Genomic DNA, 14177 nt, shown 5'->3' on the forward strand with positions numbered 1-14177 from the left:
CACGTGTGTATATGAGTAACCGCGTCGAGGACCTCGAACGGCAGGTCGCGGAGCTACAGGCGGCGGTCAACGGACTCACCGAAGAGCTCGTCGAGATGAAAGAGCGCGTCCGACAGCTGGAAGACGAGCGGTCGGTCGCGGTCGAGGCCGACGCCGCCGGCGCGACGGCCGGCTCCGAACCGAACGCGGCCGACGCCGGCGAGACCGCCGACGAGCCCGCGACCGACGATGCTGCCGCCGCGTCCGGCGGCGAGCGGAACACCCACTCCGACGACCACGTCGACGTGTTCGAGTCCGTCGAGGAGTCGTCCGACGGGGCCGAGGCGGGCACGGAGGAAGGCGGCGACGTCATTGTCCCCGAGCAGTCGGCGACGACGCCCGACGCCGACGCGGAGCCCGAGGAGACCGCCGAGGACGACGACGGCGAGTCGAGCGACACCGACGACATCATCGTCGCGTAAGCGGTCGCCTCCGACCCAATGTACATCACTGAAGTCGTTCTGGACGGGTTCAAGAGCTTCGGGCGAACGACGAGGATCCCCTTCTACGAGGATTTCACGGTCGTCACCGGCCCGAACGGCTCCGGGAAGTCGAACATCATCGACGGCGTGTTGTTCGCCCTCGGGCTCGCCCGCACCCGCGGGATCCGCGCCCAGAAGCTCACCGACCTCATCTACAACCCCGGCCACGACGACGGCGAGGCCGCCGACGGGCCGAACGAGGCGTCCGTCACGGTGGTGCTCTCGAACGAGGACGGGGCCCTCGACCGGTCACAGGTCGTCTCTGCGGCCGGCACCGAGAACGTCGGCGATGTCTCCGAGATCACGATCAAGCGCCGCGTCAAGGAGACCGAGGACAACTACTACTCGTACTACTACCTCAACGGCCGCTCGGTGAACCTCTCGGACGTCCAAGACCTGCTCGCGGCCGCGGGCGTGACGCCGGAGGGGTACAACGTGGTGATGCAGGGCGACGTCACCGAGATCATCAACATGACCCCCTACCAGCGCCGGGGGATCGTCGACGAGATCGCGGGCGTCGCCGAGTTCGACGAGAAGAAGGAGGCCGCCTACGAGGAGCTTGACACCGTTGAGGACCGCATCGGCGAGGCGGACCTCCGGATCGGCGAGAAGCAGGATAGGCTCGACCAGCTCGCCGACGAGCGCGAGACCGCGCTCCAGTACCAGGACCTCCGCGACGAGCTGGAGGAGTACCGCGGCTTCCGCAAGGCCTCCGAGCTTGAGGAGAAGCGCGACGCGCTCGCCGACGTCGAGGCGGAGATCGGCGAGGCAGAGACGGACCTCAACGAGCTCCGTGAGGAGCTCGACGCGCGGCAGGGGAAGCTCACCCGCTTGGAGGAGGACTTAGCGGACCTCAACCACGAGATCGAGACCAAAGGCGAGGACGAGCAGATCCAGATCCGCTCGGAGATCGAAGAGATCAAAGGCGAGGTCTCGCGGCTGGAGGACAAGATCGAGTCGGCCGAGTCGCGTGCGGAGTCAGCCGAGACCGACCGCCGAGAGGCGTTCGTCCAGATCGACCGCAAGGAGGAGACGATCGAGGAGCTGGACGGCGAGATCCGCGAGGCGAAGGTAGAGAAGGCGTCGGTGAAGTCGGAGCTGGCGACGAAGCGCTCCGGGCTCGCCGATGTCGAGGCGGAGATCGAGGGCGCCGACACGGAGTTCGACGAGCTGAAAGCCGAGCTCGCGGAGAAGAAGGAGGCGATCGAGTCGCTCCGCGAGGAGAAGAACGAGACCCAACGCGAGAAGGACCGGCTGCTCGACGAGGCCCGCCGCCGCTCGAACGCGGTGAGCGAGGCCCGCGAGGAGCTTGAAGAAGCCCGCGAGTCGCTGCCGGAACACAAAGCGCGGATCTCCGAGCTGAAGGGGGAACTCGACAAGGCCAAGAAGAATCAGGCGACGATCGAGGACGCGGTCGCCGACCTGTTCGCGGAGAAGGCGGAGCAGAGCGAGCAGCTGGAAGAAATCGAGGACACCCTCCGCGAGAAGCAGAACGAGTACGCCAAGCTGGAGGCGGCCGCTGACCAGCGCGGCGACGCCTCCTGGCCCCGGGCGGTCACCGAGGTGAAGAACGGCGGCATCGACGGCGTCCACGGCGCGGTCGGCGAACTCGGCTCGGTCGAGGCCCAATACGCGGAGGCGTGCGAGACCGCGGCGGGCGGCCGGCTGGCGAATGTCGTCGTCGACGACGACGGCGTCGGCTCGACGTGTATCGACTACCTGAAGCAGCGCAACGCGGGCCGGGCGACGTTCCTTCCAATCACGAAGATGGACGACCGGAGCCTGCCGCGAAAGCCGTCGCTGCCGGGCGTCGTCGACTTCGCGCGCAACCTCGTCGACTACGACGCCGCGTACGAGTCGATCTTCTCGTACGTGCTCGGGTCGACGCTCGTCGTCGAGGACATGGCGACCGCCCGCGAGCTGATGGGGGACTACCGGATGGTCACTCTCGACGGCGACCTCGTCGAGAAGTCGGGCGCGATGACCGGCGGCTCCGGCGGCGGCTCCCGCTACTCGTTCACGAAGTCCGGCGGCGGGAAGCTCGAACGGCTCGCGACCGAGATATCCGACCTCGAAGACGAGCGACAGTCGGTCCAGGCGGAGATCGACGCCCTCGACGACGACATCGAGGACGCGCGCGACCGGAAGGCCGACGCGGCCGAGCGCGTCCGGTCGCTGGAGGCCGACGTCGAGCGCGCCGAGGCCGACCTCGCCGACGCGGAAGACCGGATCGAGGAGCTGGAAGCCGAGCTCGAGGATCTGGAGGCGGAACGCGAGTCGGTCGACGCGGAGATGACGGCGTTAGACGAGCAGCTGGCCGAGACCGGCGCGGAGATCGACGAACTCGCCGGGGAGATCTCGGAGATCGAGGCCGAGCTCGCCGACTCGAAGATCCCGGAGCTCTCCGAGCGCGCCGACGAGATCCGCGCCGAGATCGACGACCTCGAGGACCGGATGAGCTCGTTCGACGGCCGAATCAACGAGCTGGAGCTAGAGAAGGGGTACGCCGAGGACGCGCTCGACGACCTCCACGACGACGTCGAGGCGGCGCAGAACGCGAAGGCGGAGGCGGAGGAGGCGATCGCCGACCACGAGGTCGCGATCGAGGAGAAGGAGGCCGAACTCGCCGAGAAGAAGGAGGCGATCGCCGACCTCGAAGCGGAGCTCACGGCGCTCAAAGAGGAGCGCGAGTCGCTCCGCGAGGAGATCCGCGAGGCGACGCAGGCGCGCGACGAGCAGCGGTCGCTCGTCCCGGCGGCGGAGTCGGACCTCTCGGACCTCACCGACCGCCGCGACCGCCTGGAGTGGGAGATCGACGAGCTGGAGTCGCAGGTCGGCGACTACGACGCCGACGAGATCCCCGACCTCGACGAGGTGGAGTCGCGGATCGAGGAGGTGGAAGCCGAGATGGGGGCGTTAGAGCCGGTGAACATGCTCGCGATCGACGAGTACGAGGAGGTTCAGGCGGCCCTCGACGAGCTCCAGGAGCGCCGCGACGTGCTCGTCGAGGAGCGCGACGCCATCGAGGAGCGGATCGAGGGGTACGAGGCGGCGAAGAAGGAGACGTTCATGGAGACGTTCGACTCGATCAACGACCACTTCCGGGACATCTTCGCGCGCCTCTCGGCCGGGTCGGGGGAGCTCGTCTTGGAGAACCCCGAGGACCCCTTCGAGGAGGGACTGACGATGAAGGCCCAGCCGGCGGACAAGCCGGTCCAGCGGCTCGACGCGATGAGCGGCGGCGAGAAGTCGCTCACCGCCCTCTCATTCATCTTCGCCGTTCAGCGCCACAACCCCGCGCCGTTCTACGCGCTCGACGAGATCGACGCGTTCCTCGACGCGGTCAACGCCGAGCGCGTCGGCGAGATGATCGAGGAGCTGGCCGAGGACGCACAGTTCGTCGTCGTCGGTCACCGCTCCGCGCTCTTGGAGCGCTCGGACCGCGCCATCGGCGTCACGATGCAGGGCGACAACCTTTCGGCGGTGACCGGGATGCAATTCGGCGACGACGCCGACGAGGAGGTGAGCGCGGATGACTGAGGACGGCGACGGAGCCGCCGACGGCGGCGTCCCCGACCTCGACCTGACGAGCGACCGCGACGGCGCGGATCCGTTCGCCGACGACGAGCCGGAAGGCGGGGGAGCCGAGACCGGCGAGCGCGACGCCGGCGGCGAGTCCGACCCGGACGTGCCCGACGTGTCGCCCCCGGGCGAGACCGACGACGACGAGGTCGAGCCCGTCGAGCTCCTCGTCCAGCTCGCCGAGGAGGGCGAGATCGAGCCGTGGGACATCGACATCGTCCAGGTGACGGACGCCTTCTTGGAGAAGCTCGACGAGACGGACCTCCGGACGACCGGGCGGGCGCTGTTCTACGCCAGCGTCCTCCTCCGGATGAAGAGCGACGGCATGCTTGCGGACGACGACGAGGACGAGGAGCCGGAGCCCGAGCCGTGGGAGGTCGCGATGGAGGGCGGCGCGCCTGACCCGGCCGCCGACGGGTTCGACCCGGTCGACAAGCTGGAAGCGGAGATGGACCGCCGGCTCAACCGGAAGAACACCCGCGGATCGCCGGAGACGCTGGACGAGCTGGTCCGCGAGCTCCGCGAGGCCGAGCGCGGCTCGTGGTGGAAGGACTCCCGCGAGTACGACACCTCGGAGTCGCCGCATGGCCACGCCCGCGGCACGCAGACGCTCGACTACCACGCCGGCGACGAGTTCCGGCAGGACGGAGAGCCAACCGCCGGCGAGGCGACCGACCGCACCCACGACGAGGACATCGAGGAAATGATCGTGGAGATCGACAACGCCCTCCGCACGCACTTCGAGCGCGGGCGCACGGAGGTGCTGTTCGCGGAGATTGAGGCGGCCGGCGGCCGCCCGTTCATGACGTACCTCGCGCTGCTGTTCATGGCCCACCGCGGCTCGGTCCGGCTCCAGCAGGACGACCTGTTCGGCGACCTCTGGGTGAAGGACCCGTCGGCGATGGCCGGCGAGTCGGAAGCGATCGCGGACTAGTACGCTCCTCGGATCACGACCGCTTCCGAGGCTTCCGGCGCTCCGTAATACACAGTTACCCGCGAATCGGTGGCGAACGTCGTCGAAGCCCCAGCCGGGAGGCGGGCGCACGCTCGCTGCGCTCCTCGGTCGCTCACCCCGTTCTCCCTACGGTGCTTACGTCGCCTGCGCCCGCCTCCCGGCTGCCCTTTTGAGTCCCGCCCCGCACAGCACCGGCCCGCACCTCACGCCTCCCCAGCCTCGTCGGCCTCCTTGCGGTCGGCCGACTCCCTCGCGCGTGCTACTCGGCCGCGAGGCGGCCTCGCAGGCACGCGCCACCGCCAGCGTGCCCGGTTATAAGTAGTCGCCGAGCAGCGGCTCGACGCGCTCTTTCGTCTCCTCGGGGATGGCCTCCGTCGGCGTGTTGACGGTCCCCGCCAGCGACGTGTGCGCGTCACACTCCAGGTTCTCGGGTAGCGTCCGGACGGCCTCCTCGACGGCGGCCTTGATCGCCGCCTGATTCTGCTCGGCGTTCTCGAGCACCTCTTCGAGCGTCACCTCGCTGTCTTCTTTCCACACGTCGTAGTCGGTGACGCCCGCGATCGTCGCGTACGCGATCTCGGCCTCGCGGGCCAGTTTCGCCTCGGGGATCGCGGTCATGCCGACCAGGTCCCACCCCTGCGACTTGTAGAACTCCGACTCCGCGCGCGTCGAGTACTGCGGCCCCTCGATACAGACGTAGGTGCCGCCCTTCACGACTTTCGTGTCGTCGTCGCCCACCGCCGACTCCGCGGCCTCGGTGAGGTGGTCGACGAGCGCCGGGCTGTACGGGTCCGCGAACGGCTGGTGGACGACGACCCCGTCGCCGTAGAAGGAGAGGTCGCGGTGTTTCGTCCGGTCGTAGATCTGGTCGGGGACGACGAGGGTCCCCGGCTCCAGCTCCTCTTTCAGACTCCCCACCGCGTTCGACGCGAACACGTGGGTGACGCCGGCCTGCTTCAGCGCGTACATGTTGGCGCGGTACGGGAGGTCGGTCGGCGAGACGCCGTGCTCCGAGCCGTGACGCGGGAGGAACGCCACCTCGCGGCCCGTGTCGCCGAACTCGCCGATCGTCACCGCGTCGCTCGGCGCCCCGTACGGTGTGTCGAACTCGACTTCCCGCACGTCGTCGAGCGGGAGCGCCTCGTAGATGCCGCTGCCGCCGATGAATCCGATCGTTCCCATACCCGGAGTGCGCCCGCTCGCTACTTATATGACGTGAACCCGAGCGGCGCGCCGTCGACGGTGCGGTCGCCGGCGCGGGGCGACGGCGCGGCCCAGACTCGTCTCACAGCAGCCAGCGCACCGCCGCGAGCGCGACCGCGCTCACGGCGAGCAGGTGGACGAGGACCGCACCGACGGGCGCCGCGCCCACCGCGCGCATGTCGTCGATCCGGATCGAGAGCCCGAGGCCGACGAACGCCAGCGCGAACAGCGCGTCCGACACGCGGCCGATCGACGCCAGCGCGGCCGGCGAGAGCAGTCCGGTGTTGGCAATGACCGCCACGAGGAGGAAGCCGAGCAGGAACTTCGGGAACTCCGCCCACAGTCGCCGGACGCCCGGGTCCGCCGCCGACCGCGCCGCGTACGCCAGCGAGTACGCGACCGCGACGCCGCCGAGGAGGGAGTTGCGCGCGAGTTTCGTCACCGTCGCCCACTGGCCCGCCTCGGGCGAGTAGGCGAACCCCGCGGCCGCGACGGGGCCGGTCGAGAACATGCTCACGCCCGCCCAGACCCCGAACTGTCGCCCGGTGAGCCCGAGCCACTCGCCCGCCAGCGGGAACGCGACGAGCGTCACCGCGTCGAAGAGGAGTATCGTCGCGGCCGCGAAGGTGATGTCCGCCCCCCGCGCGTCCAGCACTCGGCCGATCGCGACCACCGCGGAGACGCCGCAGATGCTCGCGCCGGCCGCCAGCAGCGAGGACGTGGGCGACCCGATCCGGAAGAGCCCGCGGGCGGCTATCTCCGCGAACAGTAGCCCCCCGCCGACGACCGCCACCACGAGCGCGAGGACGGTCGGTCCCGCGGTGAGGAACTCCTCGACCGCGACCGCCGCCCCGAGCAACACGATCCCGGTCTCCAGGAACAGCTTGTCGACCCCCACGCCCGGTTCCACGACGTCCGGGACGCCGACGGTGTTCCCGACGCCGACGCCGATCGCGACCGCGACGACGAGCGGCTGGAGGCCGGGGACCGCACCCGCGACGAGCGTCGCGGCGACCGCGCCGCCGCCGAGCAGCGCGAGGCCAGGGAGGTACGCCTGGACCGCCTCGGCGATCCCGGTCACAGCGCTTGTCCGACGATGTGCGCGGCGACGATCCCGAGCCCGAGCGCGAGCGCCTGCCAGCCCCGGTCGAGCGCGGTCCAGCGGTCGACGACCGAGGCGTCGGCCGCGTTGGCGGGAGCCGCGTGCGCGTCGGCCTCCTCGTCGCGATCCGGCCGCTCCTCCGGTCCGTCGGCGGCGTCCGATACCATACGTATCGATCGCCGCGCCCGCATTTATACGGTGTGAATCAGGGATTCCCGGCGAGTGACGCGGCGGCGAAGCGGGGCCGCGGGCGACCGAAAGAGGCAGGGTTCGGGAGGGTGTGGTGCCCACAATCGGATGCCCACGACCCAGATCAAAGACTCCGTTCACGGCTACATCGAGCTGCCGGACGAGCTCGTCGAGGGGGTCGTCGACACGCGGCCGTTCCAGCGGCTGCGGTACGTCCGCCAGCTCTCGGCGACCCACCTCGTGTACCCGGGCGCGAACCACACCCGGTTCGAGCACTCGCTCGGCGTCTACCACCTCGGTCGGACCGTCTTCGAGAACCTCCGGCAACAGTCGTACTTCTCGCGCGGCGCGACGACCGACGAGCTCGAGGAGATCCAGCGCACGCTGGAGTGCGCCTGCCTGCTCCACGACGTCGGCCACCCGCCCTTCTCGCACCTCTCCGAGGGGTTCCTCGACGAGGGGGTCCTCCGGGAGCGCGTCGCGGGGACCGGGCTGGTCGACGCCTTCGACGCGGCCGGGGTCGGCGGCGCGCCGCTCCGCTCGGCGAACTCGCACGAGCTGCTCGGCTGCGTGATCATCGTCGAGGAGTACGGCGACGCCCTCCGCGCGTTCGACGTGGACCCGTTCGAGGTGTGCGCGTACGTGCTGGGGTACAGCCTCGCGTACGAGCGCGGCGATCCGTGGCAGTACGGGGTCGGCGCGCAGCTGCTCCACTCTCCAATCGACGTGGACCGACTGGACTACATCACCCGCGACAACGAGATGACCGGCGCGGGCGTGTTGAGCTTCGACGTCGAGCGCATGGTGGACGCGTACACCGCGCACCCCGAGGCGGGGCTGGCGCTCTCGGAGAAGGCGCTCTCGACCATCGGCAACTACCTCGAGGGGCGGATCGCCCTGTACATGTGGGTCACCCAGCACCACAAGTCAGTGTACGCGAACCGGCTCCTCCAAGCGCTCTTAGGCGAGTACGTCGCCGAGACCGGCGAGAGCCCCGTCACGGTCGACGGGATCATCGACCGCGAGCTCGACGACAACGCCGTGCTCGAACGCCTCCGGCGCGCCGCCCGCGAGCACCCCGACTCGACGCTCGCGTCGATGTACGACCGCTTCCGGAGCCGCCGCTTCCCCGCCACCTGCTGGAAACACCGGATCGCGCTCGCCGACCGGATCGGCGGCGACTTCGACGGGGACCTCGGCGGCGACGACCCGCTCGACGCGTTCACCGAGTGGCTCACCGAGGGTGACGACCGCTTGGAACGGCTCCTCGCCGACGCCCTCGACGTGCCGGTCCACGAGGTGTGGATCGACCGCTCGTACGTCCCCGCCTACGACCCCGACGAGCTGGAGGACATCCCCATCGCGTACGGGGGAACGACGCGGTCGGTCGCCGACTGGGGGCTGTACGGCGACCGCGCGTTCGACGTGCCGATCCCCTTCGTGTTCGTCCCCGACGGGACGAAGCGCCGAGCGATCCGCGTGCTCCGCGAGGCGTTCGAGCGGGAGGTCGCGGCGGAAGGGCTCGCGTAGGGTGTCATCGGGCGGGCCGCGACGGCGGTCACCGCTACTCGTCGCGCGCGGCCCAGTACCGCTCGCGGATCGCCGCGAACAGCGCCCGCCCGGCGTCGGTCCGGAGCCGCGGCTCGGTCGTCGCGAAGAACTCGTCTAGGTCGTCGTACTCGCGGAAAGCGTCGGGGTCGCCCCGCTCCGGGTCGTATCTGTCGTCGCGCTCGTAGCGGACGGCTTGGAGGCAGGTGTCGAGCAGGTCGCACTCCTTGACGAGGACCGCCTCCGGCGACTCCCGCGTCTCGTACGCCTCCCAGGCGTCCCGCACGTCGTCCGGGAGCGGACCGGCGAGGTCGCGCATCGCCGTCCGCTCGGCGGCGACCTTCGCCTCGCGGTCGACCGCGTCCGCAGTCGAGTCGGCCCGGGTCGCCACGTCGCCCGTCTCCGCCTCGGCGACGTCGTGAACGACCGCGAGCCGGAGTGCCCGGTCGCGGTCGACGCCCGGGAGGTCCCCACGGAAGCGGTCGCCGAGCGCCAACACGAGGTACGCGACGCCCCACGAGTGGGCGGCGACGGACTCCGGTGACTCGACGCCGCGGAGCTGCCAGCCGGTGCGCCGCTCGTCTTTCAGGGCGTAGGCGTCGAGGAGGGCGTCGAGCGCCGCGTCGGCGTCGCCTGCGGGGTCAACGTTGTCGTCGGCGTCGTCCGCGGAGTCAGCGTTGCCGTCACTGTCGTCTCCGGAGGCCATCGCTCGGTCCGGCTACTCGGCGAGCGCCCACGTCTCGTCGCCGACGGGTACGGCCACGTCCCGGCGGACCATCTCCTCGATGACCTCGTCGAGGCGACCGGGCTGGGCGACCTCCATCTCGATCCGACCGATGCCGTGGTACTCCTCCAAGTAGTGGCGCAGGTCCTCCCGGGAGAACGCCGACTCGTCGGCGCGTTCCATGGCCCCCTCCGTGAGGTCGACCATGTCCTCGAGGAAGTTCCACGGGTAGACGACCCACGTCCACTGTTCGAGCCGCTCGCCCACGAAGTCGGGCTGGAACTCGGAGGTCCCGAGGAGCTGGAGCGTCGCGGTCCGGACCGCGCCGGCGTCGCGGTCCTCGACGTACTCCTCGGCCCGCTGGATCGAGCCGCCGGTGTCGGCGATGTCGTCGATGATGAGGACGTTCTTCCCCTCGACGCTCCCCTCGGGCATGGGGTAGCGGATCTGGGGCTCGTCGCTCTTCTCGGCGGCCCCCACGTAGTGTTCCATCTTGAGGCTGGTGAGGTCGTTGAGCCCGAGGAAGTCGCAGACGCACCGCCCCGCGAACCAGCCGCCTCGGGCGAGGGCGACGACTACGTCCGGCTCGAAGTCGGCCCGCTTCACCGCGTCGGACACGTTGCGGCAGAGCCCGTAGATGTACTCCCAGTTGGTGAGCGTACAGTCGAAGTCGTCCGGGAGGTCGCTCATACGAGCGTACCTGCCGGCCGCGCGGTGATAAGGGTTTAGCTCCGCCGCTCGCCCGGGCCGACCGACTAGCGATCGATGCCGCCGCCGCCGGCGACCACGGCCTCGACCTCGGTGCGCGTGACGACGGCTACGTCGCCAGCGACGGTGCGTTTCAGCGCCGCGGTCGCGGCCGCCCACTCCAGCGCGGCCGAGAGGTCGCCGCCGTCGATCCGCTTCGCGAGGTACCCCGCGACGAACGCGTCGCCGGTGCCGATGGCGTCGAGCGTCTCCGCGTCGAAGACGCTCTGCTCGTACACCTCGCCGTCGCGCAGCGCGACTGCGCCCTCCGCGCCGCGGGTGACGACGACCGTCTCGAAGCCGAACTCCGAGGCGAGGCCGTGCGCCATCGCGACCGCGTCGCCCTCGCGGCCCAACACCTCGCGGGCGTCCCGCCGCGGGACGAACAGGGTGTCGACGTGCTCGAACAGCTCCTCGTACGCCGCCCGCGCGGTCGCCGGCTCCCAGAGCTTCGCCCGGTAGTTCAGGTCGAACGAGCGGGTGAGCCCCGCGTCGCTCGCCTCGCGCAGCAGGGCCCGCGTCGTCTCCGCGGCGCGGTCGGACAGCGCCGGCGTGATCCCGGTGGTGTGGAACCGCGTCGCGTCCGCGAACGACGCCGTCGACAGGTCCGCGGGCGTCACCGTCGTGATCGCGGCGCCCGCCCGGTCGTACACGACGTTCGACCCGCGCGGCGCGGCGCCCCGTTCGAGGTAGTAGGTCCCGACGCGCCCCGCGTCGGGGTCGGTCCACGCGACCGCCGGCTCGACCCCGTGGCTCCGCAGCTCGCTCGTCACCCGCCGCCCAGGCGGGGAGTCCGGCAGCTTCGAGAGCCAGACGGCGTCGGCGCCTAGGCGGGCCGCCCCGACCGCCACGTTGCTCTCCGCGCCGCCCGCCTGGACGTCGAGCGAGTCGGCGGTCTCCAGCCGCTCGCCCCGGGGCGGCGACAGCCGGAGCATCGTCTCGCCGAACGTCACGAGGTCGGTCACGCCGACCACCCGTTCGCCTCGGTTCGCATACCGTCCCGTCGGCGGGCCGGCACAAAAGGGTCCGCGATCGCTCGCGGCGGGCGGGCGACCCCGCGTGGCGCGACGCTCCCGCCCTCACCGCAGCGCGGAGATGAGCGCGATGCCGCCCGCCAGAAGCAGCGCGAGCGCGGCGACCGGTTGGCCGCCGCCGACCGCGAGCGTCACCCCGTAGACGAGCGCGGCCGCGAGCGCGCCGACAAGCAGGCTCGCCCCCGCGTGGACGGCGACGTTGCGGCGGACCCGCGCGCCGCGGCCCACCTGCTCGCCGAGGCCGACCCCGTGGTCGGCGAGGTCCCACGCGACCGTCAGCCCGACGGCGGCGACGAGCAGCGCCTCGGCGGGCGCGCCGCGGTAGCCCGCGAGCACAAGTCCCCCCACGCCGACGGCCGCCCCCCACCCCAGGACGCGCGACGACCGCCGGAACGAGCCGACGAGGAACGCGAGCGCGGCGACCCCGAGCAGCGCGCCGCCGGCCGGGCTGGCGACCGCGCCGGCGGTCGACGCGACCCCCGCGGCGGCGAGGCTCGCGACGACCGCGGCGGTCGGCGGCCGCGCGTCCGCCTCGTGGAAGTCGACGAGCGCGTCGTCGTCGGTCATCGCGACCACCGCCTCGTCGCGGCCGCGACCGCGACCGGGAAGGAGTCGTCGCCCCACTCCAGCGCGCGGATCCCCGCCGACCGGAGCGTCCGGAGCCGCTGGCGGCGTTCGAGGGCCGCCAGCCGCTCGCCTGCCGTGCCGGTCGCCGTGGGGTCCGGCGAGAGGACCGTCACGAGGTGGCCGTGCGCGTCGATCCGCCGGGCGAGCGTCGCCGCGGTGTCGTCGACGAGCGGCGTGAAGAAGAGCACCTGCGCGTCGGCCGGGAGCCGCCGCCGGAACCGCCGGAGCCACAGCGACCGGTAGAACCGCTCGTCGCTCGGCGTCGGTGCCAGCGCCGGGTCGGTGGCCAGCGTCTCGCGCCCACGGGCCGCGTGAACGGTCCCGCTCCCCGGCGCGAGCCAGCAGTCCAGCGGCGACAGCGCCGCGACGCCGACCCGGTCGCCGCCGTCGAGGAGCGCGGAGAACGCCTGTCCCGCGGCCGCGACGCTCGCCTCCACCGCGGTCTCGGCGTCGGGGTCGGCGGCGACGTAGGCCGACTCCCGGGCGTCGACGAGCAGCACGACCGTCGCGGAGCGCTCCTCGCGCAACTCGACCGTCGACAGCTCGCCCGTCCGCGCGCGCCGGTTCCAGTCGACCCGCTTGAGCGGGTCGCCGCGGCGGTACTCCCGGGTCGCGTGGAACTCGACGCCCGCGCCGCCCACGTCGGTCGGTACCCGCCCATGGTGGACGGTCGTCAGCCCGCGCAGCGGGAGGTCGCCGCCGGCGGACAGCTCCGGCGTACAGGCGAGCGCGGTCGGCGCGTCGAGGTCGACAACGCGCTCCCGCGCCCCGGCCGCGTCGCGGGTGATCGCGGTCAGCGGCTCCCACTCGTGGTCGCCCCGGGCCCCCCGGACGGTGTACTCGAACGTCACCGCCGTCCCGGGCCGCAGCGCCGTCGCAACCCGCGCGGGACCGTCGACGACCGCCAGCCCCGGCGGGACGCCGTCGACGAGCCTGAGGTCCGGGAGCGCGCGCTCGCCCACGTTCTCCGCGCGGACGGTGACCCGGACTTCGTCGCCGGGCTCCGGGGCCGCGTCGCTCACCGACCGCGTTACCGCGAGCGTCGGCGTCGGGGCCTCGCCGGCACGCACGTACACGGCGTACCCCACGCCCACCGCGCCAGCGAGCACCAGCGACGACTGCCGGACGAGCACGCCGAGCCCGACGAGCGACAGCGCCGCGCCGGCGATCCCCAGCCAGCGGTCGGTCGCGACCTCGCGCCGGTGCTCCCGATCGGTCGGGGTCTCGGTCGGCTCCGCCCCGGCCGCGTCGCTCGCCTCCGCCGCGGTCGCGTCGTCCGTCTCCGGCTCGCCAAGGTCGTTCGTCAGGGATTCTCCGGCGTCGCTCGCCTCGGACTCGCCCGCGCCCGCCGCTTCGGGCGCGACCGCCGCGTCCCGCGAACCGCTCACGGCTCGCCCCCGTCGATCCGTTCGATTTCGTCGATCGCGGCCCGGAGCCCGTACCAGTAGTTCGAGCGTCCTCGCACCCCGGCCACGACGCGGACGCGGACCGGGTACGCCGTTCTGGTATCGAAGAACGCGGCGGCGGCGGGGTCGTCCGTCCACGTCCCGTCGTCGACCGCCTTCGCCGCCGCCTGGCGCGCGCAGTTGCGGTCCCGGGCGACGACCTCCACGGTCGCCTCGTGAACCCGGTCGCGGAGGTCGCGGCGGCTCCGATAGCCGCCCGGCCCGGGGCTGGCGACCTGCGCGATCCGCTCGTCGAGCGCCGAGCCGGGCACCGCGGCGGGCGCGCGCCGCTCCGGCTCGCCGGGCTCGGTCAGCAGCCGCCGCCGGTCGCGGCGCGCGTTCGCGTATCGGACTCCCTGGACCAGCCCGAGGACGCCGAGCAGCGTGACGACGGCCGACGTGGGCGAGATGGCGGCCGCGATCCCGCGGTCGAGCGCCGCGAGGAGGCCGACGGCGACCGCCGCCACCCCCGCGATCGCGATCGGTCGCACTACCAGTCA

The 14177-nt window shown here is 71.9% G+C and carries 13 protein-coding genes; 4 read left to right on the forward strand and 9 right to left on the reverse strand.

Annotated elements, in window-relative coordinates; all coding sequences use genetic code 11:
* The first annotated feature begins 11 nt into the window (after positions 1-11).
* Genes ABNG04_RS07805 through ABNG04_RS07815 form a run of 3 tightly spaced genes read left to right on the forward strand, consistent with a single transcriptional unit; the run spans position 12 to position 5037 of the window.
* Complete coding sequence (locus tag ABNG04_RS07805; RefSeq protein ID WP_371161514.1) at positions 12-461, forward strand: DUF7518 family protein; 450 nt, start codon at positions 12-14, stop codon at positions 459-461.
* An 18-nt stretch (positions 462-479) separates the two neighbouring features.
* Entirely contained in the window at positions 480-4061 is a 3582-nt protein-coding gene (gene smc / locus ABNG04_RS07810) for a chromosome segregation protein SMC (protein ID WP_371161515.1), read from the forward strand.
* The gene (locus tag ABNG04_RS07815) at positions 4054-5037 is read left to right on the forward strand and encodes a segregation/condensation protein A (RefSeq protein WP_371161516.1); all 984 of its coding nucleotides are present in this window, start codon (positions 4054-4056) and stop codon (positions 5035-5037) included. Before smc ends, ABNG04_RS07815 begins: the two co-directional genes overlap by 8 nt.
* 333 nt (positions 5038-5370) lie before the next feature.
* Here ABNG04_RS07815 and mtnP read toward each other — a convergent pair whose 3' ends face one another.
* The 3 genes from mtnP to ABNG04_RS07830 all read right to left on the reverse strand — a co-directional run bounded on the left by mtnP (position 5371) and on the right by ABNG04_RS07830 (position 7530).
* Complete coding sequence (gene mtnP, locus ABNG04_RS07820; protein WP_371161518.1) at positions 5371-6240, reverse strand: S-methyl-5'-thioadenosine phosphorylase; 870 nt, start codon at positions 6238-6240, stop codon at positions 5371-5373.
* Between the two features lie 103 nt (positions 6241-6343).
* A complete protein-coding gene (locus ABNG04_RS07825; RefSeq protein WP_371161520.1) occupies positions 6344-7342 on the reverse strand; it encodes a YeiH family protein in 999 nt (332 codons plus the stop codon).
* Entirely contained in the window at positions 7339-7530 is a 192-nt protein-coding gene (locus ABNG04_RS07830) for a hypothetical protein (protein ID WP_371161522.1), read from the reverse strand. The genes ABNG04_RS07825 and ABNG04_RS07830 overlap by 4 nt, the downstream gene beginning before the upstream one ends.
* 130 nt (positions 7531-7660) lie before the next feature.
* Between ABNG04_RS07830 and ABNG04_RS07835 the strand changes: the two genes are divergently transcribed.
* Positions 7661-9082, forward strand: a complete 1422-nt coding sequence (locus tag ABNG04_RS07835; RefSeq protein ID WP_371161523.1) for an HD domain-containing protein — start codon at positions 7661-7663, stop codon at positions 9080-9082.
* 34 nt (positions 9083-9116) lie between these two features.
* Here the strand turns inward: ABNG04_RS07835 and ABNG04_RS07840 are convergent, their stop codons facing one another.
* The 6 genes from ABNG04_RS07840 to ABNG04_RS07865 all read right to left on the reverse strand — a co-directional run bounded on the left by ABNG04_RS07840 (position 9117) and on the right by ABNG04_RS07865 (position 14168).
* Positions 9117-9806 carry an HD domain-containing protein gene (locus tag ABNG04_RS07840; protein ID WP_371161525.1) on the reverse strand — a complete coding sequence of 230 codons (690 nt, stop codon included), beginning with the start codon at positions 9804-9806 and terminating at the stop codon, positions 9117-9119.
* 12 nt (positions 9807-9818) lie between these two features.
* Complete coding sequence (locus ABNG04_RS07845) at positions 9819-10514, reverse strand: phosphoribosyltransferase (protein ID WP_371161526.1); 696 nt, start codon at positions 10512-10514, stop codon at positions 9819-9821.
* 65 nt (positions 10515-10579) lie between these two features.
* Positions 10580-11545, reverse strand: a complete 966-nt coding sequence (gene kdgK1 / locus ABNG04_RS07850) for a bifunctional 2-dehydro-3-deoxygluconokinase/2-dehydro-3-deoxygalactonokinase (RefSeq protein ID WP_371161528.1) — start codon at positions 11543-11545, stop codon at positions 10580-10582.
* Positions 11546-11650: 105 nt separating this feature from the next.
* On the reverse strand, positions 11651-12229 hold the full coding sequence (locus tag ABNG04_RS07855) for a DUF7519 family protein (RefSeq protein WP_371161530.1): 579 nt from the start codon (positions 12227-12229) through the stop codon (positions 11651-11653).
* Positions 12169-13620, reverse strand: a complete 1452-nt coding sequence (locus tag ABNG04_RS07860; RefSeq protein ID WP_371161532.1) for a DUF58 domain-containing protein — start codon at positions 13618-13620, stop codon at positions 12169-12171. Before ABNG04_RS07860 ends, ABNG04_RS07855 begins: the two co-directional genes overlap by 61 nt.
* On the reverse strand, positions 13617-14168 hold the full coding sequence (locus ABNG04_RS07865) for a DUF7269 family protein (protein ID WP_371161534.1): 552 nt from the start codon (positions 14166-14168) through the stop codon (positions 13617-13619). The genes ABNG04_RS07860 and ABNG04_RS07865 overlap by 4 nt, the downstream gene beginning before the upstream one ends.
* Positions 14169-14177: the final 9 nt, after the last annotated feature.

Origin of the sequence: Halorubrum miltondacostae, from assembly GCF_041379815.1 — an archaeon.
In the GTDB taxonomy this organism is placed as follows: domain Archaea; phylum Halobacteriota; class Halobacteria; order Halobacteriales; family Haloferacaceae; genus Halorubrum; species Halorubrum miltondacostae.

What these genes read in the sequence shown, in the direction of transcription:
- ABNG04_RS07805 (WP_371161514.1), top strand. Translation starts at nt 12, where the DNA reads ATGAGTAACCGCGTCGAGGACCTCGAACGGCAGGTCGCGGAGCTACAG.
- mtnP (WP_371161518.1), bottom strand. Translation starts at nt 6,240, where the DNA reads ATGGGAACGATCGGATTCATCGGCGGCAGCGGCATCTACGAGGCGCTC.
- ABNG04_RS07840 (WP_371161525.1), bottom strand. Translation starts at nt 9,806, where the DNA reads ATGGCCTCCGGAGACGACAGTGACGGCAACGCTGACTCCGCGGACGAC.
- ABNG04_RS07845 (WP_371161526.1), bottom strand. Translation starts at nt 10,514, where the DNA reads ATGAGCGACCTCCCGGACGACTTCGACTGTACGCTCACCAACTGGGAG.
- ABNG04_RS07835 (WP_371161523.1), top strand. Translation starts at nt 7,661, where the DNA reads ATGCCCACGACCCAGATCAAAGACTCCGTTCACGGCTACATCGAGCTG.
- ABNG04_RS07830 (WP_371161522.1), bottom strand. Translation starts at nt 7,530, where the DNA reads ATGGTATCGGACGCCGCCGACGGACCGGAGGAGCGGCCGGATCGCGAC.
- ABNG04_RS07815 (WP_371161516.1), top strand. Translation starts at nt 4,054, where the DNA reads ATGACTGAGGACGGCGACGGAGCCGCCGACGGCGGCGTCCCCGACCTC.
- smc (WP_371161515.1), top strand. Translation starts at nt 480, where the DNA reads ATGTACATCACTGAAGTCGTTCTGGACGGGTTCAAGAGCTTCGGGCGA.